The following is a 23,312-nucleotide window of genomic DNA, read 5'->3' as shown; positions in this document are numbered from 1 at the left end:
ACGGCGGACTTGGTGCTGACGACGCCGGTCTTCGACACGGTATTGATGTCGTTGTCCTTGAAGAAGGCATACGAGAATTTACCCGGGCCCGCAGGAATGCGGTCCAGACCGGCACCCGTGCCGTTCATGTTGATGTATTGCAAGTCCAGCATGTGGATGTCAGGACGGTAGTAGAAACGCTTGCCGATCCAGGCCGTGCCGCCGTTCAGGAAGTCGAGTCCCTGCGCTTCGACATAGGCTTTGACGATGCCCAGTTTGTTGTCGCCGAAATCGGAGTTGGGCGCGTAAGCGTTGACCCAGACCGTGGCCAGGTAGTTCACGCCGCCGGAATTGGCGATCGACTTGGTGTAGCCGAATTCCGTGTAGGCATCGCACTCATTGCCCAGACGATATTTCATGGTATTGCCGCCCAGGCCGAAGCAGCCTTGCGAACCGCCGTCGCCCGAGGTATTGCTGCCGGCGCCAGCGCGCAGGTAGCCGTGGAAGCCTTCGGAGTCGGATGGGTACATGGGGTCGGCGGCAGCGGAACCGCTGGCGATGGCCAAGACGATGGCAGCGGGCAGTGTCTTCAACACGGCCTTCAACATGTTGCGATGCAGCATGGTAAGTCTCCTCAGTAGTTATTTTTTATCTAGTCATTCGTGGCCGAATGTACTGGCCAGAATTCTTTCCAGCAGGGACATAGTAACTATACTACGAACAAATATCAACATATTATGTTGTAATCCTACGACTACTCTGCGACACTTTCTTGCGTACCGATATACGGGTTGACTGCCCTGCTTTTTCCCGCCGACACCGCCGCATCCGGCACTGTGGACGGGCATTTGCGCAGCCACCCCGCATTTTTCGGCACGCGGCACGTATACGAATTAAAATCCTTGGTTTTTGCCATAACGACAGTGCGCGGCCACGACCGCGCACGCATACGAGACTAGGCACCGCCATGAAAATTGATGAAAAAATGGAAGTAGCAGGCAGCGATCCGGCGGAACGCTTCAACGACGGGCCGCGCCTGCTGGCGGACATCGGCGGCACCAATGCCCGCTTCGTGCTGGAAACGCGCCAGGGCCACCTGGAAGCGGTAGCCGTGCTGCCCTGCGACGACTACGCTTCGCTGCTCGACGCCATCACGGCCTATATGGATAGCGGCGACGCGCGCGCCGCCGGTTCGGCGCGCGTGCGCCATGCGGCCATCGCCATCGCCAATCCCATCGATGACGACAATATCCGCATGATGAACCATCACTGGTTCTTCTCGATCGAGGCGATGCGCGCCGCGCTGGGCCTCGACACCCTGCTGGTGGTGAACGACTTCACGGCGCTGGCCATGGCCCTGCCCTACCTGCGGCCCGACCAGCGCCAGCAGATCGGCGGCGGCATGGCACGCGCCGACAGCGTCATCGGCCTGCTCGGCTCGGGCACGGGCCTGGGCGTGTCGGGCATGATCCCCGCCGAAGACCGCTGGATCGCGCTGGGCAGCGAAGGGGGCCACGTCAGCTTCGCCCCTTGCGACCAGCGCGAGATGGACGTGCTGTCCTTCGCCTGGCGCGAGCTGTCGCACGTCTCGGCCGAACGCCTCGCTTCCGGACGGGGGCTGGAACTGATCTACCGCGCCCTGTCCGAGCGCGCCGGCAAGCCCGATGCGCCGCCGCTGCTGGCGGCCGACATCACCAGCCGCGCCCTGAACAATGAATGCGACGTGTGCCTCGAAGCGGTGGACTGCTTCTGCGCCATCCTCGGCTCCATCGCCGGCAACGTGGCCATGACCCTCGGTGCGCTCGGTGGCATCTATATAGGCGGGGGCATCGTGCCGCGCCTGGGGCCTTTGTTCGAACAGTCGCAGTTCCGCGCCCGCTTCGAACAGAAGGGCCGCCTGAACGAATACCTGGCGCAGATTCCCACCTTCCTGATCACGGCCGAACTGCCGACGTTTCTCGGCATCGCCGCCATCCTGGCGCAAAAGCTCAAGCGCGCCCATACCGGCGCGCCCGTGCTCGAATCCGTGCGCCAGGCGCGCGGCCGCATGAGCCCATCGGAATGCAAGGTGGCCGACTGGGTGCTGAAGGAACCGAACGCCATGCTGACCCTGCCGATCGCGGAAATCGCCCAGCGGGTGGGCGTCAGCCAGCCGACGGTGATGCGCTTTTGCCGCTCGATCGGCGTGCAGGGCCTGGCCGACTTCAAGTTGAAGCTGGCCTCCGGCCTGACGGGCGGCGCCATCACGGTGGCCCACTGCCACGTGGAGATTTCGGACTCCGACGCGGAACTGGCGCGCAAGGTGCTGGGCAATAATGCATCGGCCGCGCTGGCCATGCGCGACATGCTCGACGTGAAAGCGCTGACGGCCGCCATCGAACTGCTGCGCGGCGCGCAGCGCGTGGAATTGCTGGCCGTGGGCAGCGCCCGCGTGGTGGCCGACGACATGCAGCACAAGCTGCTCAACCTGGGCATCGTCAGCAGCTTCTTTGCCGACCCGCAGGCGCAGGAAATGAGCGCCGCCATGCTCAAACCGGGCGACGTGGCGCTGGTCATTTCCCGTTCGGGCGCCCTGCCCGACCTGCTGCGTACCGTCAAGGTGGCGCAAGGCTGCGGCGCGCGCGTGCTGGCCATTACGGCCAGCGGTTCGCCGCTGGCCAAGCTGGCCGACGTGTTGCTGACCTTGAACCACCCGGAAGGCAATCTCAATTTCGTGCCCATGATCGTGCGCCTGCTGCAACTGATGATGCTCGACATCCTGTCGGTGGGACTGGCGCGGCGCGACACGGCGCAGCGCACCAGCGCCGCCGAACTGGAAGAAGGTCAATTGCACGGCATGCGCATCAGCGGCAAGCTGAAATTCGGTGGCCACCTCGAATAAGGCGGCGCACGCCGCACCAGACACCGCCAGCGGGGCCACCGTGCACGACGTGGCGCGCGTGGCCGGCGTGTCGGCCATGACGGTATCGCGCGTGATCAACGGGCGCGCCAGCGTCAGCACGGCCACGCGCGACAAGGTCGAGGCGGCGATCGCCAGCCTGCGCTACCAGCCCAACCTGGCGGCCAGGGCGGCCCGCACGGGCACCCTGCGCATCGGCCTGTTATACAGCAATCCCAGCGCCGCTTTTCTCAGCGAATTCCTCGTCGGCGCCATGGACCAGTGCCGCCAGGGCGGCGGCCAGCTGCTGCTCGAGCGCTGCGAAGACATGGACAGCCAGCGCGCCGGCATCGATTGCCTGGTGGCGGCCGGCGTGGACGGCATCCTCGTGCCGCCGCCCCTGTGCGATTCGCCCGCGGTACTGGCGCAGCTCAATCAAATGGGCATTCCCGTCATCGCCGTGGCTACGGCGCGCCCTTCGCCCGACGCCTCGGCCGTGCGCGTCGACGACTACGAAGGCGCGCTGGCCATGACGCGCCACTTGCTTGCGCTGGGCCACCGCGACATCGGCTTCATCGAAGGCGATCCGGCGCACACGCCCGCCCTGCTGCGCCGCCAGGCCTTCGAGGACGCCATGCGTGAAGCGGGCTTGCCGGTACCGCCGCACAGGGTGGCGCAAGGCTATTTTACGTATCGTTCGGGATTGGACGCGGCACGCCAGTTGCTGGCGCAAGCGCCGCACCCGAGCGCCATCTTCGCCAGCAACGACGACATGGCCGCCGCCACCCTGGCCGTGGCGCACGGCATGGGCTTGCAGGTGCCGGCGGAATTGAGCGTGTGCGGCTTCGACGACACGCCCGTCGCCACCACCGTCTGGCCCGAGCTGACCACCATCCACCAGCCCATCGCCGACATGGCGCGCGCCGCCGTCAGTCTCGTCATCGACGAAATCCGCCAGCGCCGCGCCGGGGAAACGGCGCCCGCCACGCATCATTTGATGGCGTTTACCTTGATGGAACGCGCATCGACGGGACGGGCGCGCTAGCCACGCGCGGCCATGGACGCTCACGCCTGCATGTCGGGCAGTTCGATTTCCCCCTTGCGCGCGGCGATCCGGCTGCCCATGGCTTGCAGGTCGAGTGCCGCGTCGCGCGCGCGGGGGAAAATCTCGCCCTCCTCTTCCAGCACGTGGTGATCGATCTGCTCGGAGAGTACCTTGACCTTGGCGTCGTATAAATCCTCTCCCGGTTCCATGGCGACGATCTGCGCGATCAGCTCCTTGGCCGATGCGTGCTCGACGATGGCTTCATCGACGAGGTCTTCGTTCGAACGGCTGGCGTCGCGCACGGCGGGATAGAAGATTTCTTCTTCCAGCATCGCATGCTTGCTCAGTTCCTGGCATATTTTCAAGGCCAGCTTGCGCTTGCTGGCCAGCGAACGGTCGCTGAGGCCTTCATACTGTTCGAACAGTTCTTTGACGGTTTGATGGTCTTGCGTCAGCAGCTCGATCGCATCCATGTCCGGCATGCCTGCCTGTGTTTGGGAAACGGAAGCTGCCTGAGGTGATTGGGTGGCCATGATGTAGTCTCCAGTTGTACACATGAAGTGCACATTCTAGACAGCGCCCTGCGGCAGCCATGTAGGAGCATGGCTTACGACAAGGTAGGCCAAGCCCAAACGTGGCCACCTTGTTGACGCAGATCAGGCCAAGTCTGACTTAACTGACGACCGTGCGCGCCTCGAGCGACTGCACCAGCTCCACCGAAGGTGGCGCTGCGCCGGCCGCCAGGCAGGCGCCCGCCCCGGCCGCGACGGCAAAGCGCAAGTGCTGGCCGCCATCGGCGTCGGTGCGGTGCATCAGGCTGTACAGCAAGCCGCCGATGCTGGCGTCGCCCGCCCCCACCGAGTCGACCACTTCGATGACGGGCGGCGCCGCCTGCCATGTCCGTTCGCCCTGGTACAGGGCCGCGCCCTGCGCGCCGCGCGTATACAAATACGTGGCATGGGGATTCCAGCTGCGCAGCATGGCAAACGCGCCATCGATGTCGCCGTGGCGGAACAGGCCGGCCAGGTCTTCATCGGACACCTTGATCACGTCGGCCAGCTCCGTCATGCGGCGCAGGGTGGCGTCGTAGCGTTCATCCATCATGATGCGGAAGTTCGGGTCATAGCTGATTTTCACGCCTGCCGCCTTCAGCTCCTGCGCCAGCGCCACCAGCTTGCCCGCCAGCGGTTCGCGCGCCAGGCTGATGCCGCCGAAATGCACCCATTGCGCCCCCTGCATCCAGCCGGCAGGCAAGCGCGCCGCGTCGAAATGCAGGTCGGCGCTGTCGTCGCCGATGAAGTAATACGTGGGCGGATGCAGTTCGTGCACGATGGCCAGCAGCGGCGACTTCGCATGGCGCTGCAAAAAGCGCATGTCCAGGCCCGCCACGTCGGTCGCTTGCGCCAGCGCATCGCCGAAGACGTCGCAGCTGACGGCGCCCGCAAAGGCGCTGGGCACGCCCAGGCGCGCCATCACGCGCGCCACGTTCCAGGTCGAGCCGCCCACCTGGCTGCTCCAGGAATCGGCGCCCGTGCGCAGCATGTCCGTCAGCGCTTCGCCGGCCGATACAAAAGTCGGGAACATGGCGCTCATGCCGCACCGCCAATCGCGTTCAGCACTTCATAGCAGGCGCCCATGGTGTGGTAATCGGTCTTGCCGGCCGGGCTTTTCTCCTTGCTGATTTTTTGGTTCTCGGGCGTCAGGATGCGGTACCAGGCGCCATGTTCATGGTCGACGAAATGCTGCCAGCTGTAGTCCCATATCTTGTCGTAGCTGTGCCAGTAGGCCTCGTCGCCCGTGCGCGCGGCCAGCACGGCGGCCGCGGCGAAGCTTTCCGCCTGCACCCAGAAGTATTTGTCGCCATCGCAGATTTCATCGTGCGGGCCGAAGCCGTAGTGGATGCCGCCATGCGCGCCGTCCCAGGCCTTGGCCAGGGCCGTGTCGTACAGTTCGCGCGCGCGCGGCAGCAGCCAGTCGGACGGACCGGCCATGAACTTGGCGTGGCGCTCCATGATCAGCAGCAGCTTGGCCCATTCCGTGAAGTGGCCGGGCTGGTAGCCCCACGGACGGAAGATATTGCTCTTGTCGTGCAGGTTGTAATCCCAGTCGATAGCCCAGTCGGGCGTGTAGTGTTCCCAGATCATGCCGTTCGCCAGAGCCGCCTGGCGCACCGTGATGTTGTGCGCCAAGGTTTCGGCGCGGTGCAGGTAGCGCGCTTCGCCCGTCGCCTCGAACGCGGCCAGCATGGCTTCGCACGCATGCATGTTCGCGTTCTGGCCACGGTAGCCATCCAGAGCAGACCAGTCGGCGCTGGCCACGTCCGCGTACAGGCCGTGTTCGGGCAGCCAGAAACGCTGCTCCATCAATTCGAACGTCTCGTCCAGGTAGGCGCGCGCCTCCGGCATCCCCGCCTGCAAGGCGTGGGCATAGGCGAGCAGCACGAAGGCCAGGCCGTAGCAGTGGTTGGCGCCGTCTTCGACCTGCTTGACGCCATCTTTCCACGACAGTTGCCAGGCGTAGCCGCCCGTGGCCGGGTCGCGGTGCACATCGCGCAAGAAGGCCACGCCGTGGCGCAGGGCCGCCTGGTAATCGTCGCCGCCGAAACGGCGATAGGCCATGGCGTAATTGAAGATGAAGCGCGTGCTGCTGACCAGGTGGCGCGTGCTGGCGTCGTACACCGTGCCATCGTCGAGGAAGAAGTGGTAAAAGCCGCCGCTCGCATCGATGGCGCGCGGATGATAAAAGTGCATCGTGTGCAGGATATGCGCTTCGAGCGTCGCCTTGGAGCGGAAATCGGGATTCATGGGTCTCTCATGATATTGTTATCGATAACAATGATGATAGCATGCCGTTTCCGCGCCGTCATGCCCGCTCAGGGCGTCTTGGCCAGCTTGAGCTTTTCACGCCACAGTGCGGCCTGCGCGGGATCGGCAGCCTGTCCCAGCTCGCCCTTGTCGTACACCCTGACCAGCCGTTCCATGGCTTCCAGGTCGCCCTGCTTCGCGGCCCGCAGATACAAGGCAAAGGGTTCGGGTGCCGGCCCTTGCCGGGTCGGGCCGCCACGCCCCTGCTCCAGCAGCCGCGCAAAACCCGTCTGCCCCGGCGGGCTTTTGGCGATGGCCGCCATCTCGTACCAGCCCAGGGCCGCTTCGTCGCTCTGCGGTGCGCCCTGCCCCACTTCATATGAATAGGCCACGTTGTTCAAGCCGGACGGATCGAGCGCCTTGGCCGACCGCATGTACCAGCCGAACGCTTCCTTGCGCTGCGCCTCGTCCTTCGCCGTCATCATCAGGCGGTAGCCGATTTCATTGTAGGCGGGGATGAAGCCGTTTTCAGCATAGTATTTGAGCCAGTGCAGCGCATGCACCTGTTCTTCCGGGCTGCTGTGGATGTTTTCAAAGTGCTGGGCCACCGTGAAGTTGGCCAGTTCCACGCCTTGCGCGGCGCCCTTGCGCGACCAGTATTCGCCCAGCTTGCGGTCGATCGGCACGCCCTGCCCCAAGGTATAGGCCACGCCCAGGAAGGCCTGCGCCGGGCCATAGCCGCCTTCAGCCGATTTCTTCATCCAGGCCAGGCCGGCGTCATAGTCGCGCGGCGTGCCCTCGCCCTCATGCAGCATCTGCGCCAGTTCAAGCTGGGCGGCCGTGTCGCCCCGTTCCGCAGCGGCGCGCGTCATGTCGAAGGCCGCGACCTTCTCTGGCGACAGGTCGGCCGGGCGGTCGATCACGGCCCGCACTCTTGCGCGCATGGCGTCCTGGCCGGACATGTCGAATTCCACGAGCGCCGGATGCTGGCGCGGCTTTTGCAGGGACGCTGGCTGCGCCAGCACGCTCTGCGCCAAGGCCAGGCTCAAGATGAACAGCATGGTCTTCATTTGTTTTCCTTTTCAGCCAATTTACCGCGCCATTCGGCGGCGTCTTCGGCATTCGCCTGTTGTCCCAGTTCGCCCTTGACGTACACATCGACCATGCGCCGCATGGCGGGCACGTCGCCGCTCCATCCCGCCCGCTCGTACCAGACCAGGGCCAGCTTGTCCGACTGTTTCACGCCCAGGCCCAGCTCGTGCGCGCGGGCCAGGTTGCGCATGCCGGCCGGCTCCTTTTCACGCGCCGATCTGTCATACCAGTGGAAAGCCTCGCCGCGGTCCTGCTCGTCGGTGGCTGCGCGCATCAGGTGCTCGCCCAGCCCATTGTAGGCGGGCACAAAGTGCTGCTCGTTCGCCGCCGCCTTCAGCCAGGTGATGGCCAGCGCCTGCTCTTCGGCACTGCTGTGGCCATCGATGAATTCCAGCGCCAGGATCGTTTGCGCCAGTGCATCACCCTGCGCCACGCCCTTGCGCAACCAGTATTCTCCCTGCACGCGGTCGATCGGCACCTTGCTACCCACGGTATAGGCCAGGCCCAAATCCGCTTGCGCCGGCGCATAGCCGCCTTCGGCCGACTTGCGTATCCACGCCATCGACTGCGCCGTGTCTTGCGGCGTGCCCACGCCCAGCTGCAGCATGCGCGCCAGTTCCAGCTGCGCCTCGATGTCGCCTGTTTCCGCCAGCCGCCGCATCTCGGCAAACTCGGCGATACTTTCCGGGCTATGGCTGGCCACATCCGCCCTGGCCTTGTTGGCAATCAGCTGCAGGTCGAGCAAAGTGGGCGAGGTTTGCGCCAGCACGGGCAGCGGCAGCAGAAAAGGCAGCAGCAAGAGGAATTTCTGGGGCATGCGGCGGTGTCGGAAAGAAGAAAACACGCATGGTAGCCGATGCCGCGCCAGGAAGGCGCGCACGGTACGCGAAGTTTGACAGGGCACCCCGGCAGGCTTACATTGCACGGGCCCACCACTGACACAGGAAGACCATGAACCGCCTCGCCACCACCGCCTTGACCCTGCTGCTGGCCGCAGCCTCCGTGGGCGCCAGCGCCGCAGACACCCAGCTGGCCGGCTGCGCCGCCAAGCGCGAAAGCATCCGCAGCGAATTGCGCCAGGCCAAAGAACAGGGCCTGTCCGACAAAGTCGCGGGCCTCACGCGCGCGCTCGACGAAGTCAACGCCCACTGCCGTGACAGCAGCCTGGCCGAACGCCACAACAAGAAGGTGCTGAAGGCGCAGGCGAAGGTGAACCAGACGGAGCGTTCGCTGCGCCTGGCCCAGGAAGCGAATAAACAGCCGAAGAAGATCGCCAAACTGGAAGGCAAGCTGGAAAAAGCCAGGGCGGAACTGGCCGCCCTGCAAGCGCAACAGCCTTAAGCCTTATCGCCCAGCATCTGGTAGATGCTGGAAAAATCCAGCGCGCCCGATCCCGCCTTGCTGTGCAAACTGTATAAATTGCGCGACAAGGCGCCCAGCGGCACGGAGGCGCCGCTGGCCAGCGCGCTTTCCACGGCCAGGCCCAGGTCTTTGAGCATCAGGTCGACGCCAAAGCCGCCCGTGTAGCCGCGCGACGCGGGCACGTTCTCGGCCACGCCCGGGCACGGGTTGTACACGTCCAGGGTCCAGTTGCGGCCCGAGCTTTTCGCCATCACGTCCGACACCACCTTCGGATCGAGGCCATTGGCCACGCCCAGGCGTATCGCTTCGCTCGTGCCGATCATCAAAATCCCCAGCAGCATGTTGTTGCAGATCTTGACCGTCTGGCCGCAACCCGAACCGCCCGCATGGAAGATGGCCTTGCCCATGACGTCCAGATAGGGCCGCGCCGCCGCCAGCGCGGATGCTTCGCCGCCCACCATGAAGGTCAGGGTGCCGTTGGTGGCGCCCGCCGTGCCGCCGGAAACAGGCGCGTCCAGCATGGGCAAGCCCTTCTCCTGCGCCGCGCGGCCCACCTGGCGCGCCGCCTCGGTGGAAATCGTCGAACAGTCGATCAGCAGGGTGCCGGGCCGCGCCTGCGCCAGGATGCCCGCGTCTCCAAGATACGCGCCGAGAACATGCCGGCTGGCCGGCAGCATGGTGATGATGATATCGGCGGCCTGGATCGCCGCCGCCTGGTCATCGGACACCAGGCCGCCGCCGTCGGCGAACTGCCGCACGCTGGCCGGCACCAGGTCAAAACCCGTCACCGCATGGCCGGCGCGCACGAGGTTTTGCGCCATGGGCAGCCCCATGTTCCCCAGGCCAATGAAAACGATATTGCTCGCCATGGCCTACCCCTTATTTCATCGAGATGGTGGTATTGACGCCGCTGCCGCCGTCGTCCGGGGCGAACCAGCGCGCCGTGACGGTCTTGGTCTGCGTCCAGAAGTACAAGGCCTGCTTGCCGTTCGGGCCCAGGTCGCCCAGTTTCGACGCGCGCGAGCCCGTAAAGCTGAAGTAGGCGACGGGCACGGGGATGGCCACGTTGATGCCCACCTGCCCCACGTCGATCTCGTTCTGGAATTTGCGCCCGGCCCAGCCGGACGAGGTGAAGATCGAGGTGCCGTTGCCGTTCGGGTTGGCGTTGATGAAGGCGATGGCCTGGTCCAGGGTATCCGTCTCGACGACGCACATGGCGGGGCCGAAGATTTCCTGCGTGTAGATGGAGTTCGATGCGGCCACCTTCGAGAAAATCGTCGGCCCCATGAAGTTGCCGCCCTCATAGCCGGCCACCTTGTGGCCGCGGCCGTCGAGCAGCAGTTGCGCGCCTTCGTCCACGCCCGCCTGGATCAGCTTTTCCGCGCGTTGCATGGCCGCTTTCGACACCATCGGTCCCAGGTCCGCCGTGCGGTCGCTGCCCGGCCCCACTTTCAGGGCTTGCGAGCGGGCGACGATTTCCGGCAGCCAGGATCGCGCCTCGCCCACCAGCACGACGACGGAATTGGCCATGCAGCGCTGGCCGGCCGCGCCGAATGCCGCGCCGATCAGGTTATTGATCGCCTGCTCCTTGTTGGCGTCGGCCAGCACCACGCAATGGTTTTTCGCGCCCATCATCGATTGCGCGCGCTTGCCCGATTCGCTGGCGCGGCGGTACACATGCGTGCCCACGTGGGTGGAACCGATGAAGGAAACGGCCTTGATGTCGGGATGGTCGCACAGCATGTTGACGACGTCCGCGCCGCCATGCACGACGTTCAGCACGCCCGCCGGCAAGCCCGCCTGGTACATCAGTTCGACCAGGTACATCGACGATGACGGGTCCTGCTCCGATGGTTTCAATACGAACGTATTGCCGCAGGCGATGGCGATCGGGAACATGAAGCACGGCAGCATGACGGGGAAGTTGAAGGCCGTGATGCCGGCGCCCACGCCCAGCGGCTGGTAGATGTTGTAGACATCGACGCCGGTGGCCGCGTTTTCCGCAATCTCGCCCAGCTGCAGGGTGGCGATCGAGCACGCGTGTTCCACCACTTCCAGGCCGCGCATCACTTCCCCTTCCGCGTCGGGCAAGGTCTTGCCGTGTTCGCGCGTGATCAGTTCGGCCAAAGTACCAATGTTTTCGCGGATCAGGTGCTGGTACTTGAGCATGATGCGCATGCGCGCCGCCAGCGGCGTGTTGCGCCAGGTCTTGAATGCTTCCTTGGCCGTGGCGACGGCCAGGTTGACTTCATCCGGCGTGGAAAACGGCACCTTGGCGACGATTTCCTGCGTGGCCGGGTTGATGACGTCGCGCCATTCGGTGCTGGTCGAAGCGTGGTGCTTGCCGGCGATGTGCAGGGGGACAGCAGGGACTTGGGTGAGGGCTTGGTTCATGGTGTGCTCCGTGATTGACTAGTTACCCCAAGAGCAGATTCCGGGGTCGGACCCTGAGGGTCCGACCCCGGATTTTTCGCCGTTAGGGGTGAAAATTATTTTTTAACGAGGTTGCACGCCGCCGCATCCATAGTCTTGAACGCCTGGTCCGCGGGGATGGTCGACAGCACTTTCAGATAGTCCCACGCGCCTTTCGATTCGGCCGGGGTTTTGACCTGCACCAGGTACATGTCGTGGATGACGCGGCCATCGGGGCGGATCGAGGCGTTGTTCATGACGGCGTCCTTGATCGGCAATTCGCGCATCTTCTGGGCGACGATCTTCGAATCGTCGCTCTTTGCCGCGGCCACCGATTTCAGGTAGTGGTAGACGCTCGAATACACGCCCGCCTGCACCATGGTCGGCTTGGCGCCCTTGTTGAGCGCCTCGAAACGCTTGGCGAACGCGCGGCTGCGGTCGTCGTAATCCCAGTAAAAGCCGTCCGCATAGACGAGGCCCTGGGCCGTTTCCAGGCCCAGCGCGTGCACGTCGGACAGGAACACGAGCAAGGCGGCCAGGCGCTGGTCCTTGCCGCTGCCGATGCGGAACTCGCGCGCCTGCTTGATGGCCGACACCGTGTCCGCGCCGCCGTTGGCCAGGCCGATCACCTGCGCCTTCGAGCCCTGCGCCTGCACCAGGAAGGATGAGAAATCGGACGCGTTGAGCGGATGGCGTACGGCGCCCACGACGGTGCCGCCATTGCGCTTGACGACATCGCTGGCATCCTTTTCCAGCGAGTGGCCGAACGCGTAGTCGACGGTGACGAAGTACCACGATTTTTGTCCCAGCTTGGTCAGCGCCGCCGCCGTGCCGGCCGCCTGCGAATACGTGTCGAACATCCAGTGGAAGCCGTTCGGCGAGCAGTCTTCGTTCGTCAGGCGCGTGGTGGCCGGGCCGCTGAACATGGCGATGCCGCCCTTCTCTTTCATCAGCTTTTGCACGGACAGGGCCACCGAGGAATTGGTCAGATCGGCGATGGCGTCGACCTTGTCGCGGTCCAGCCATTCGCGCGCCTTGGAGGCGGCGATGTCGGCCTTGTTCAAGTGGTCCGCAGACAGGATTTCGATCTTCATGCCCTTGCATTCGGCCTTCAAACAATCCTCGACGGCCATCTGGCTGGCGACGACGGAGCCGCGCCCGCCCATGGCCGAATACGGGCCGGACATGTCGGTCAGGATGCCGACCTTGACGACGCCATCGGAAATCTGCGCGTGCGCGCCAAAGGACAGGGTGAGCGCCAGCGCGCCCATGGCCAGAACGGTCTTTTTCATGCAATGTCTCCTGAGGGGTAAGGTTTTTCTTATATGTTTATCTGCATTCTGCATGTGTAAAAATATGCACTCAAGTAAAATTAATGCATAATTCCTTTGCAAAAATGCACAGAGAGGGTTTGCCATGCTCGATTGGGACAATATACGGGTCTTCCTGGAACTGACGCGCAGCGCCGGCCTCGTCGATGCGGCGAAAAAGCTGGGCATCGACCACTCCACCGTGTCGCGGCGCATGCGCAAGTTCGAGGAGCAGGTGGGCACGCAGCTGTTCGACCGCAATTACGTGGGCTACCAGTTGACGCCCGAAGGCCACCGCCTGATGGAATACGCGGAAACCATGGAAAGCACGGTGTTTGCCGCCACCGAGGAACTGGGTGAACATAACCGGCTGCTGTCGGGCCAGGTGCGCCTGGGCGCCACCGAGGGCTTCGGCGCCATCGTGCTGGCGCCCCACCTGGCGCAGTTTTGCGGCCGCTACCCGCACATCAGCGTGGACCTGATCGCCGTGCCCCGTTTCGTCAGCCTGTCCAAGCGCGAGGCGGACGTGGCCATTTCCATCGAGCGCCCCCTGTCCGGCCCGTATGTCGTGACGAAATTGTCCGACTACCGGCTGAAACTGTACGCCACGCCAGCCTACTTGGCGCGCCATGCGCCGATCTCCAGCGTGGCGCAGCTGGCGCAGCATCCGATCATCGGCTACGTGGACGACCTGGTCTTCAGTTCGGAACTGCGCTACATGGACAACGTGGCGCCCGATTCCCTGCGCGCCTTTCGCAGCACCAGCGTGATCGCCCAGTATCACGCGGCGCGCGCGGGCCAGGCGCTGGCGATCCTGCCCTGCTTCGTGGCCCAGCAGTCGAACGAACTGGTCCCCGTGCTCGACGGCGAGATCGACCTGCTGCGCGCCTTCTGGATGATTTCACCGAGCGAACGGCGCAATATCGCCCGGGTCAGCGCCCTGTGGAATTACCTGCGCAGCGCCATCGATTTGAATCACGCCTACCTGATGGGCGAAACGGCCACGCCCAGCTGGCCAAGCTGACCGCGCTACACTGTCGCCACATACCAATAAGGAGAACGCCATGCTGATGGATGCGAACCAGGCCGTGCTGGTCATTGTCGACCTGCAAGGCCGCCTGATGCCGGCCATCCACGATGCGGGCCTCGTGCTGGCGCAAAACCTGCGCCTGGCAAAGATTGCCCGCCTGCTCGACGTGCCCGTGCTGGGCACGGAACAGAACCGCCAGGGACTGGGGCCGAACGTGGAAGAGATCGCCGCCCTGTGCGAACGGACCTTGCACAAGACGCATTTCGGCGCCTGCTTTGACGGCTTGCAGCAGATGCTGCCCGCCGGGCGCAAACAGATCGTCGTCACGGGGTGCGAAGCCCATGTCTGCATGCTGCAGACGGCCATCGGCTTGCTGGAGCTGGGGTACGAGGTCATCATCGCCATCGACGCCGTCGGCTCGCGCCAGGGGGCCAGCCGCGACGCGGCCCTGGCCCGCCTGGACAAGCTGGGCGCCCACCTGGTGACGGTGGAGATGCTGGCCTTTGAGTGGCTGCGAGACTGCAAGCACCCGCGCTTCCGCGAGGTATTGGCGCTGATTAAATAGAAAGCAGGTTTAAGCCAGATCAAGCCCGACGGCTGCCCATTTGCTAGCTTGGTAACAGCGCCCCCATTCCGAGCGGCGCGCCGTCCACATCAGCAAGGGAGCCATCATGGCCTACATCCTGCGGGGCAAGCTATGCGGCTTGATCTGTGCCGAGTGTCCTGAAGCCTTGTCCCACGTCATCGTGCGCCTGTACCGGCCGCGCGAGTCGCAAAACGTCACGGCCCTGGCCATGGCCAGCGCCAAGGAAACCTTCGCCATCCTCACGGAAGAAGAGGTGCAAGCGAAAGCACCGTTCCTGCTGGCCGAAGCGCGCACGGACGAGGACGGCAACTACAGTTTCACACTAGACGGCGATTACCGGGGCGAGGCCGTGGAAGTCGACATCCTGTGCCCCACCGTGCCGCAGTTGAAACCGGGGCCGAAAGACCCCGTGCCGCTGCAGTTTTCCATCACCACCATCCAGCCCCGCTGGCGCCAGGCCGAGAACGACTTCCTCGCCATCTGGGACTATTGCCTACCGCAACGCTTCTGGTGCCTCGTACGCGCCCGCTTCGGCGCCTGGACCATCTGCGGCCGCCTGCGCACCTGCGACGCGCCCCACGCGCCGATCGCCGGCGCCACCGTGCGGGCCTTCGACGCCGACTGGCTGCAGGACGATGCGCTCGGTGTCGCGGTGACGGACGCCAGCGGGCGCTTCCGCATCGATTACCTGACGTCCGACTTCACCTTGACGCCTTTCTCTCCGTTCATCAACGTGGAGTTCGCCAGCGGGCCCGACGTGTATTTCACGGCGCAGCTGGGCAGCGTGCCCATCCTGTCGGAAACGCAGGCCAACGGCCGCCAGCCGGGCCGCGAAAACGTGGGCCATTGCTTCTGCGTGGAATTGTGTTCGAAAGAAGTCTTGCCACCCGACGTGGAAGGCGTGCCCCACTGGCAGCAGGTGGAAGTCTTCGACATCCACCCGTTTCCCTCGCTGGCCGGCTTTTCCGCGCAAGGCTATGCGGGCGGCGCCGGCGCCTCGTATGTGTTCGCCGGCGGCGTCACCCTGAAAGGCAATTGCCCGTTGCGCAATAGCGCCATCCCCGCCAACCCGCTCGAATACCGCTTTCTCATCGGCGAATGGACCTGGCCCGGCGGCAGCGACGACCCGACGGTCATCCCCTCGGTGGCGCCCGCCAGCCTGGCGCCGTTGACGCAAGTGCTCGGCACGCACGTCGGCTATGTGTTTTATACGAACGGACTGGGCCTTGGCGACTCGGCGCCCGTCATCATCGACGCGGGCGATTTGAAACCGGGCGGCTGGATACGGGTGGACGGCAAACCCGTCACCGTGGACATGCGCGACGGCACGACGGCCATCGTCAACGTGGCGCCCAGCATCTTCCTGCGCACGTTTGACTTGCTGACCGTGAATACGCCGGCCATCACGAGCTTGCATCCGGCCAAGCTGCCGGGCGGCTTGCCCATCCTCGACGCGGGCCGCAGCCTGGCGGCGGCCGAGAGCGAACCGATACGCCGCTACCGCCTGGGCTTCGAGGTGCGTGACGGCATCAGCCTGGCGCTGGTGGCGACGGACGGGCTCGATTCCATCGTCTTCGACAACTCGCCCGTCATCGTGGCGCTGGACCTGGAAGAGCTGCGCAGCAATGCCTGCAATCCCATCGCGGGCGGCCTCGTGCATATCCTGTACACGATAGACCACCCGCATCTGCGCTTTTTCAATATCACGATTTCCAACAACAACGGCATCACGCATCCGCCGCCACCGCTGCCGGCAGCCAGCTTCACCCCGCCGCCGCCACCGAGCAACTATCTGTTCCGCGGCGGCGCGGGCGGGCCTCACTTATCGGGCAACAATGGCGGCTTCCCCGTCAACGTGGCGCTCGATCCGCCGTGCGCTTACCGGGTGGCCATCGGATGGCAGACGCGGCATTACCTGGCGTCCAGCCACAGCATCGACAGGCTGTACTGCAAGTAGGCGAACTCAGAAGTAGCGCACCCACGCCTGTTTCGACGTGCGCTTGTAATTGGCAAATGCGCGGCAAGGAAAATACAGCACGGGCATCAGGGCCAGTGCGATCAGCCACACTTGCCAGATGTGCTCGACGCCATAACGGTCGCCATGGTTGGCACCCAGCGCGGCCGTCAAGGCGATACGGATGACCAGCAGCAGGTACAGGTGCAGCAGATAGTAGAACATGGGCGCGCCGCCGAAGGTGGCGCAAGCGCGCGTAAACCCGTTATCGACGCTTTCCAGCCAGGCCATGCCCAGCAAGCCCAGGCCCAGGGTGAACAGCAAAAAGTCCAGCGATGGCGGATATTTGGTGAAGTTCAGCACGTTCATGGCCGTGCGCAAGGCCGTGTCGCCGGCCACCCACGGCAGGGTTTCGCCATAAATATTCAAGCCGCGCAGCACGGCCAGCAGCAGCAAGCTGCCGCCGCCCAGCGCCAGCAGCCAGCGGCGACGGCTTTCGGCGGACAGCCCGCGCGCATACAGGGGCCCGGCAGCATAACCGAGCACGATCACGCCTATCCACGGCAGCAGCGGATAGCTGACCTTGATCTTCATGGCGCCATCGGCGACCAGATAACCGCGTTGCAGCAGCACCGTCAGCAGATAGTAGCCAAGGCTGCCCTCTTCCGCACGCAGCCAGGTAAACAAATGCTGCCCCGCGATGATCGCCACGCCCAGCACGACCAGCACTTTCAACGGGAGTTTATGCAGCACGGCCAGCGCCATCATGGCCAGGCCGATGACCCAGATCACCTGCAGATACAGGATCGCGGGCGTGAAAGTGCCCATCCAGGCAAAGTTGACGAACACGAGTTCCAGCACGACGAGCAGCAAGCCCCGCTTGAACAAAAAGCCGCTGGCACTGCGCGGACCGGCGGCCGGATGCGCATACAGCCAGGCCGACAAACCCGTCAAAAAGACGAACATGGGCGCGCACACGTGGGCGGCCAGGCGCGTGAAGAAGAGGGCCGGATCGACGTGGGCCGCATCCATGGGGTCGCCCACCTGGTGGTGCAGGAATACCGTTTCGCGCACATGGTCGAACAGCATGATCAGCATGACGAGGCCGCGCATGACGTCGATGACGGCGATGCGGGTGCGCAGGGTGGTGGTGGAAGTCAGGGGAGTGGGAACGGTCATTTATTCATTTTAAATGTAAGGATAAGAGTAGCGTGCGTACCCCAACAGCAGAAACTGGGGTCGGTTCCTTCGGAATCGGAATATGCCCCATTGGGGCATATTCCCCCGGCGGGTCCGACCCCGGCACTTTGCTGTTGGGTGAATACATCAAAACCTGTAATGCGCATTCAACGTCACCGTGCGCTCCGCCCCCGGCGCCACCCACAGCTGGCTATACGAACTCGCATAATAGCTGCGGTTGAACAGGTTTTCCACGTTCAGGGCCAGACGCAGTTTCGCCGTCGGTGAATACGATGCCAGCAGCTTGGCCGTCGTGTAAGCCGGCAAGGTAAATTTGCTGCTGATGGCCACGTCGCCCAGGCGCTCGCCCACGTATTGCAGGCCGCCGCCCACGCTGGCCGTGCCCGTGCCCAGTGCGAATTGCTGCGTGGCCAGCAGATTGGCGCTGTGGCGTGGCACGTTGGCGAAGCGGCTGCCCGTCACGATCGTATTGTCGCCGCGCGTGACGGTGGCGTTGGTGTAGGCATAGGCGCCCGAGACGCGCAAGCCGCGCGCCATTTCGCCCGACACGTCGAGCTCCAGGCCCCGGCTGCCCACCTCGCCCGCCGCGATGGCGAAGTCCGTGTTGGCGGGATTCGTCGTCAGCACATTGCTCTTGCGGATGTCGTACACGGCCACGGTGCCCGTCAGCTTGCCCGTTTCCAGCTTGGCGCCCAGTTCATACGAGCGGCTGCGCTCGGCCGGAAATGCCTGGTTGGCTATGCTGATGCCGCTGTTGGGCCGGAAGCCCTTGGCCGCGCTCGCATACAGCGACCACGCCTTCGACGGCTGGTAGACGAGGCCCGCGCGGGGGCTGGTGGCCGACAGTGACTGGCGGTTGCTCACGTGCAGGCGATTGTTCGTCACGTCCTGCGTGTAGCTATCGTGGCGCACGCCGACCAGCGCCTTCCATTGCGCGCCCAGATCGATCTGGTCCTGCGCATACAGGCCACGCGCCCTTTGCCCTTCCTGCGTATCGATGGATAGGGCCAGCGGATCGGCCTTGCCGCCGTACACGGGATTGAAAATATCGATGGCATAGGCATTCGCGGCCGAGGGATTGCGGCGCAGCTGCACCCGGTGGTCGTCGAAGTGATAAGCGTCGACGCCGGCCAGCACTTCGTGCGCCAGCACGCCCGTGGTGAACTTGCCCAGCACTTCAACGCGGGCCGACACGTCGGTGGCCGAAAAATCGCGGTGGCGGCGCTGGCGGTTCAAGGTGCGGCCATCGGCCAGCAGCTTGCTCGCCTCGGTCGAATAGCCGCGCAATTCGCTGTCACGGTAGGACGCCCCCGCCTGCACCGTCCAGGCGTCGGACAGCGCGTGGTGGATGAACAGCTGCTGCCCCAGCGACTTGACCGTCACGGGGCCGTCTCCCGGCTCGCCCAGGAAGCGCGACACGGGAACAAGTCCCAGCTGGCCATTCACGGCGACGACGCCGCGGTCGAACGGCGCGCGCTGGCGCACCGCCTCGATTTCATACGACACGGTCGTGTGCTCGCCCAACAGCCAGAGGAAGGACGGCGAAAACAGGCTGCGCTCGACTTTCACCGTATCGCGGAAGCTGTGCCCTTCCTCATGCGCCGCGTTCAGGCGGTAGGCGATGGTGCCGCTCAACGGTCCCGTCAAGTCGACGGCGGCGCGGCGCGCCTGGAAACTGCCGAAAGAAACATCGGCGCTGTATGCGGGCGCGAACTGCGGCTTTTTCGTCGTGATGTTCACCGTGCCGCCCGGCTCGCCCCGGCCGTACAGGGCGGAGGCCGGGCCTTTCAGTACTTCCACGGCCTGCGTGTTGCCGCCGTCGCGCATGCCGTTGTAGCCGCGGCTGGAACTGAAACCGTTGACCATGTAGTCGGAACCGAAATTCGGGTCGCCCGTAAAGCCGCGCATGGCATAGCTGTCCCACAGGCCGCCCAGCGGGCTTTGTTTTGCAATACCGCTGGCCAAGTCCAGCGCGCCGGCCAAAGTCGTCACGCCCGCGTCGCGCAGCAGATCGCCGGTCAGCACGCGCACGCTTTGCGGCAAGTCCATCAGCAAGGCATCCGTCTTGGTGGCGCCCGTGGCGGATAAACTGCGGTAATGCTGGCGCTCGGCCTTGACGGTGACGACGTCATCAGCCTGCGCACCATCGACTGCCAGTGACCAGGGGCTGGCGGCGGCCAGCAAGAGCGCCACGGGGCGGCGTAAAAACACGGACATGGGGATTCCTGACAATGGGGCAATTCAATGCAATAGGCTTGCATTATAATTGATAATCAATTCTCATTAAAGCCTTCCTCAATAATCTGCGTCAAAAACTCCACGAACACCCGCACCTTGGCCGCGCGCAGCTGGCGCGGGTGGAACAGCGCCCACAGGTCCGGCCCCCGCGTGCGGAACGGTTGCAGCACGGGCACGAGGCTGCCTTCACGCAGCGGCTGCAGCACGGAAACGGACAGCGCCTGCACGATGCCGCAGCCAGCCTGGGCGGCGGCAATCATCGATTCAATATGGTCGAAGGCCAGGGCGGCCGGCGGCGTGTGCGCATATGCGGCAGCGCCCGCCTCTGCCTCCTTGGCCTGGAACAGCCAGGGCCGCACCTGGCGCGATTTCGGATAGAGGAAATGCAGGCAGGCAAACTGGTCCAGTTCCTGCGGCGTGCGCGGCAGGCCATGCCGGGCAACAAAGGCGGGCGAGGCGCAGCACAGGTAATCCATCTTCAGCAGGCTGCGCGCCACCAGCGATGAATCCTGCGGCTCGCCGATGCGCAGCATCACGTCGATGCCCTCTTCCACCATGTCGACCAGGCGGTCGCTGACCGTCAGGCGCAGGGAAATGTCGGGATAGGCGGCCGTAAAACGGGGCAAGGCGGGCGCCACCAGGTTGCGGCTGATGCTGCTGGGCATATCCACGCGCAAGCTGCCCGAGGGTGTCCCGGCCGCTTGTTCAAGACTGGACTCCAGCGCCGCCATATCGGCCAGCATCTGGCGCGCCTGCGCGTGGCACTGCCGGCCTTCCGCCGTCAGCGACATGCTGCGCGTGGTGCGCTGCAAGAGGCGCACGCCGAAGTGTTTTTCCAGCGCCGCCACCTGGTTGGTCACGGACGAGGTTGAAATGCCCAGGCGCTGCGCCGCCTTGCTGAAACCGCCCGCCTCGACCACGGCGCAAAACACCTGCATCGCTTCCAGCCTGTCCATGCATTTCCTCCTGTTTGACTATGATTATCCACGATATCGAAATAGTGCATGGGGCCGCGCCCCGTTTTTCTTTGCGCCATCCCCGCCTAGACTGAGGCATCAACCACAGGAGAATCCCATGCAAGCCCTCGTCCTCACCAGCTTTGCCGCCCCCATGAGCATCGCACACCTGCCCGTGCCGCAGCCCGGCCCCGGGCAAGTCCTCGTGCGCATCGCCGCCAGCGGCGTCAATCCGCTCGACACGAAAATCGCCGCCGGCGCCGCCCCGCACGCCCGGCCCCGCCTGCCCGCCATCCTCGGCATCGACGTGGCCGGCACGGTGGAGGCCGTCGGCGATGGCGTGACGACTTTTCACGTTGGCGCAACAGTGTATGGCATGGCGGGCGGCATAGCCGGCATCCAGGGCTCGCTGGCCGAGTACGGCGTCTTCGACGCAGCACTGCTGGCGTCCGTGCCGCCAGCGCTGGGCATGCGCGAGGCGGCCGCCCTGCCCCTCGTCTTCATCACGGCCTGGGAAGGGCTGGTCGACCGCGCCCACGTGAAGGCGGGCGACAGCGTGCTCGTGCAGGGTGGCGCGGGCGGCGTGGGCCACATGGCGGTGCAGCTCGCCGTCGCCCTTGGCGCCACGGTGTTTGCCACGGGCAGCGCCGCCAGCCGCGATGCCATCGAAGCACTGGGCGCGCGTTTCATCGATTACCGGACCAGCACGGTGGACGATTACGTGGCCGAACATACGGGCGGCGCCGGCTTCGACATCGTCTACGACACCGTGGGCGGCGCCACCCTGGACGCCAGCTTCCAGGCGGCACGCATGTACGGCGGCCACGTCGTCAGCTGCCTGGGCTGGGGCACGTTCGCACTGAGCCCGCTGACGGCGCGCGCGGCGACGTACTCGGGCGTGTTCACCCTGCTGCCCCTGTTGAGCGGTGAGCATCACGGGCGCCATGGGGCCATCTTGCGCGAAGCCAACAAATTAATCGAGGCGGGCAAGCTGCAGGTGCGGCTCGATCCTCGCCGCTTTACCCTGCGCACGGCGCATGAAGCGCACGCGGCGCAGATGGACGGCAGTGCGCGCGGCAAGTTGGTGGTGGAGGTAGAGGATTGAACGCCGCTTGTTTCCTGCACGATCAAACGTTAATATGCAAGAATTAACTTGCATATTAACGGAGCTCTTGATGCGTGAAAATCTGGAAAAACTGCTGGCGCAGGGGCGCGACAACGCGCTGCTGCGCTTTGGCCTGGGCGACGCCTGCCTGAAAGAGCATGACGCCGAGCAAGCGGCCCTGCACCTGGCGCAAGCCACCGTGCAGCAGCCCGGCTATTCCGCCGCCTGGAAACTGCTGGGCAAGGCCTTGCACCAGCTGGGCCGGCTGGACGAAGCGCAGGCCGCCTGGACCACCGGCGTGACGGTGGCCCGGCAGCAAGGCGACCTGCAAGCCGTCAAGGAAATGACGGTGTTTCTGAAACGCCTGCACAAACAGCGGCAGGCGGCGGAGTAAAAAGCTTAATGCGCGTGCGCCGCGCCCTTCGCTTCGGCAGGCAAGGCCACGCCCCGCTCTTTCGCAAGGCGCTTGGCCAGCAAGCCGCCCGCTTCGGCCGCATAGGCGCGGCAGGCGTTGGCGTCGATCAGGGGATTGTCCGATCCGCTGCGCTTGGCGGCCTTGCCCAGCACGTCCGTCGTGCCCGGATGCACGGGAATGATGATGTCGCATGGCAAGGTAGCCACCTTGGCGATGCTCGCTTCGAACGAGGCCGAAATATCGGGCGTGCCGCCTTTGCCCGTGTAAGTGAAATCGCCGCTCGAATACGGGTTCAGGCTGTCCGCATACACGACGTCCAGGCAGCGCTGGCCTTCGCACGAGGTCCACGTCCACGTCGTGCCGCCGGGAGTGTGGCCCGGCGTCATGTGGGCCGTCAGGGTCAACGGTCCCACCTTGACGGTATCGCCCTCGCCTACCAGGCTGACCTTGCTTACCTTGGCCACATGCACGACGGGATCGGCCTGGTACTGCGGATCGTCCTTGCCGTTGGTGCCGCTTTGCAGCACGGGGGCGGCCGCCGCGCTGGCCATCACGGTGGCGCCGCTCGCCCGTTGCAGCGCGGCGATGCCGCCCGCATGGTCCCAATGGGCGTGCGAATTGAGGATGTATTTCACGTCCTCGATACGAAAGCCCAGCGCCTTGATATTTGCGATGATCAAGGGCGCCGATTGAGGCAGCGCGCCGTCGAGCAGGATATGGCCTTGCGGACTCGTCACCAACACGGCGGACAGGCCGGCCGTGCCCACATACCAGGTATTGCCAAAGACATTGAACGGCTTGACGGGCGCGTTCCATTCCTTGCAATTGTCGCAATTTACCGGTTTATCCTGCACGGTCGCCGGCGTCTTCGCCTGCACCGTAGCAGCCGCCATGGTCGCAACCGTAGCCAGCATCAACTTCGCCAATAGTGTCATCTTCATCTCCA

General features: G+C 64.7%; 21 protein-coding genes. 8 read left to right on the top strand and 13 right to left on the bottom strand.

The genetic code is table 11. The annotated features are described in order from the left end of the window. Positions 1 to 602: carbohydrate porin (locus BLU39_RS11435; RefSeq protein ID WP_139178236.1), on the bottom strand; the 602-nt coding region annotated here is incomplete at its 3' end. A gap of 344 nt (positions 603 to 946) precedes the next feature. Between BLU39_RS11435 and BLU39_RS11430 the strand changes: the two genes are divergently transcribed. Continuing rightward, positions 947 to 2,860 (top strand): glucokinase, encoded by a 1,914-nt coding sequence (locus BLU39_RS11430; RefSeq protein WP_092712987.1) that lies wholly within the window; start codon positions 947 to 949, stop codon positions 2,858 to 2,860. Continuing rightward, positions 2,844 to 3,902 carry a LacI family DNA-binding transcriptional regulator gene (locus tag BLU39_RS11425; RefSeq protein ID WP_092712985.1) on the top strand — a complete coding sequence of 353 codons (1,059 nt, stop codon included), beginning with the start codon at positions 2,844 to 2,846 and terminating at the stop codon, positions 3,900 to 3,902. The genes BLU39_RS11430 and BLU39_RS11425 overlap by 17 nt, the downstream gene beginning before the upstream one ends. 20 nt (positions 3,903 to 3,922) lie before the next feature. On the opposite strand, the gene BLU39_RS11420 is transcribed toward BLU39_RS11425, so the two are convergent. The 5 genes from BLU39_RS11420 to BLU39_RS11400 all read right to left on the bottom strand — a co-directional run bounded on the left by BLU39_RS11420 (position 3,923) and on the right by BLU39_RS11400 (position 8,615). Further along, positions 3,923 to 4,375 (bottom strand): hemerythrin domain-containing protein, encoded by a 453-nt coding sequence (locus BLU39_RS11420; RefSeq protein WP_092713047.1) that lies wholly within the window; start codon positions 4,373 to 4,375, stop codon positions 3,923 to 3,925. A 199-nt stretch (positions 4,376 to 4,574) separates the two neighbouring features. Next, positions 4,575 to 5,495, bottom strand: a complete 921-nt coding sequence (locus BLU39_RS11415; RefSeq protein ID WP_092712983.1) for a carbohydrate kinase family protein — start codon at positions 5,493 to 5,495, stop codon at positions 4,575 to 4,577. Then, positions 5,492 to 6,706 carry an AGE family epimerase/isomerase gene (locus tag BLU39_RS11410; protein WP_092712981.1) on the bottom strand — a complete coding sequence of 405 codons (1,215 nt, stop codon included), beginning with the start codon at positions 6,704 to 6,706 and terminating at the stop codon, positions 5,492 to 5,494. The genes BLU39_RS11415 and BLU39_RS11410 overlap by 4 nt, the downstream gene beginning before the upstream one ends. 68 nt (positions 6,707 to 6,774) lie before the next feature. Further along, entirely contained in the window at positions 6,775 to 7,776 is a 1,002-nt protein-coding gene (locus tag BLU39_RS11405; protein ID WP_092712979.1) for a tetratricopeptide repeat protein, read from the bottom strand. Beyond that, the gene (locus tag BLU39_RS11400; protein ID WP_092712977.1) at positions 7,773 to 8,615 is read right to left on the bottom strand and encodes a tetratricopeptide repeat protein; all 843 of its coding nucleotides are present in this window, start codon (positions 8,613 to 8,615) and stop codon (positions 7,773 to 7,775) included. Before BLU39_RS11400 ends, BLU39_RS11405 begins: the two co-directional genes overlap by 4 nt. Positions 8,616 to 8,749: 134 nt before the next feature. On the opposite strand from BLU39_RS11400, the gene BLU39_RS11395 reads away from it, so the two are divergent. Further along, entirely contained in the window at positions 8,750 to 9,139 is a 390-nt protein-coding gene (locus BLU39_RS11395) for a DUF1090 family protein (protein WP_092712975.1), read from the top strand. Here BLU39_RS11395 and mmsB read toward each other — a convergent pair. The 3 genes from mmsB to BLU39_RS11380 all read right to left on the bottom strand — a co-directional run bounded on the left by mmsB (position 9,136) and on the right by BLU39_RS11380 (position 12,864). Further along, entirely contained in the window at positions 9,136 to 10,029 is an 894-nt protein-coding gene (mmsB, locus tag BLU39_RS11390) for a 3-hydroxyisobutyrate dehydrogenase (RefSeq protein ID WP_092712973.1), read from the bottom strand. The two genes, BLU39_RS11395 and mmsB, sit on opposite strands and share 4 nt — an antisense overlap. Positions 10,030 to 10,039: 10 nt before the next feature. Next, positions 10,040 to 11,554, bottom strand: coding sequence for a CoA-acylating methylmalonate-semialdehyde dehydrogenase (locus BLU39_RS11385; RefSeq protein WP_092712971.1), 1,515 nt, complete (start codon positions 11,552 to 11,554; stop codon positions 10,040 to 10,042). 95 nt (positions 11,555 to 11,649) lie between these two features. After that, positions 11,650 to 12,864, bottom strand: coding sequence for an ABC transporter substrate-binding protein (locus tag BLU39_RS11380; RefSeq protein WP_092712969.1), 1,215 nt, complete (start codon positions 12,862 to 12,864; stop codon positions 11,650 to 11,652). Between the two features lie 124 nt (positions 12,865 to 12,988). Between BLU39_RS11380 and BLU39_RS11375 the strand changes: the two genes are divergently transcribed. From BLU39_RS11375 to BLU39_RS11365, 3 genes are all read left to right on the top strand, one after another. Continuing rightward, positions 12,989 to 13,906 (top strand): LysR family transcriptional regulator, encoded by a 918-nt coding sequence (locus BLU39_RS11375; RefSeq protein ID WP_092712967.1) that lies wholly within the window; start codon positions 12,989 to 12,991, stop codon positions 13,904 to 13,906. Between the two features lie 40 nt (positions 13,907 to 13,946). After that, positions 13,947 to 14,477: an isochorismatase family protein gene (locus tag BLU39_RS11370; protein WP_092712965.1), complete on the top strand. Its 531-nt coding sequence runs from the start codon at positions 13,947 to 13,949 to the stop codon at positions 14,475 to 14,477. Between the two features lie 106 nt (positions 14,478 to 14,583). Further along, complete coding sequence (locus tag BLU39_RS11365; RefSeq protein ID WP_092712963.1) at positions 14,584 to 16,455, top strand: transthyretin-like family protein; 1,872 nt, start codon at positions 14,584 to 14,586, stop codon at positions 16,453 to 16,455. Positions 16,456 to 16,461: 6 nt separating this feature from the next. On the opposite strand, the gene BLU39_RS11360 is transcribed toward BLU39_RS11365, so the two are convergent. The 3 genes from BLU39_RS11360 to BLU39_RS11350 all read right to left on the bottom strand — a co-directional run bounded on the left by BLU39_RS11360 (position 16,462) and on the right by BLU39_RS11350 (position 20,846). Continuing rightward, positions 16,462 to 17,631 (bottom strand): acetyltransferase domain-containing protein, encoded by a 1,170-nt coding sequence (locus BLU39_RS11360; protein WP_092712961.1) that lies wholly within the window; start codon positions 17,629 to 17,631, stop codon positions 16,462 to 16,464. Between the two features lie 147 nt (positions 17,632 to 17,778). After that, complete coding sequence (locus BLU39_RS11355) at positions 17,779 to 19,869, bottom strand: TonB-dependent siderophore receptor (protein WP_175539268.1); 2,091 nt, start codon at positions 19,867 to 19,869, stop codon at positions 17,779 to 17,781. Positions 19,870 to 19,925: 56 nt separating this feature from the next. Next, on the bottom strand, positions 19,926 to 20,846 hold the full coding sequence (locus BLU39_RS11350) for a LysR family transcriptional regulator (protein ID WP_092712959.1): 921 nt from the start codon (positions 20,844 to 20,846) through the stop codon (positions 19,926 to 19,928). A gap of 118 nt (positions 20,847 to 20,964) precedes the next feature. Here BLU39_RS11350 and BLU39_RS11345 point away from each other — a divergent pair, with 118 nt between their 5' ends. Together BLU39_RS11345 and BLU39_RS11340 are read left to right on the top strand one after the other, a co-directional pair. Further along, entirely contained in the window at positions 20,965 to 21,951 is a 987-nt protein-coding gene (locus BLU39_RS11345; RefSeq protein ID WP_092712957.1) for a zinc-dependent alcohol dehydrogenase family protein, read from the top strand. Positions 21,952 to 22,021: 70 nt separating this feature from the next. Next, positions 22,022 to 22,345, top strand: coding sequence for a tetratricopeptide repeat protein (locus BLU39_RS11340; RefSeq protein ID WP_092712955.1), 324 nt, complete (start codon positions 22,022 to 22,024; stop codon positions 22,343 to 22,345). Between the two features lie 5 nt (positions 22,346 to 22,350). Here BLU39_RS11340 and bla read toward each other — a convergent pair whose 3' ends face one another. Beyond that, complete coding sequence (bla, locus tag BLU39_RS11335) at positions 22,351 to 23,280, bottom strand: subclass B3 metallo-beta-lactamase (protein WP_254788951.1); 930 nt, start codon at positions 23,278 to 23,280, stop codon at positions 22,351 to 22,353. Positions 23,281 to 23,312: the final 32 nt, after the last annotated feature.

The organism is Janthinobacterium sp. OK676, from assembly GCF_900103595.1.
Taxonomy (GTDB): Bacteria; Pseudomonadota; Gammaproteobacteria; order Burkholderiales; family Burkholderiaceae_D; genus Janthinobacterium.
This window is presented reverse-complemented; position numbering and strand designations above follow the sequence as displayed.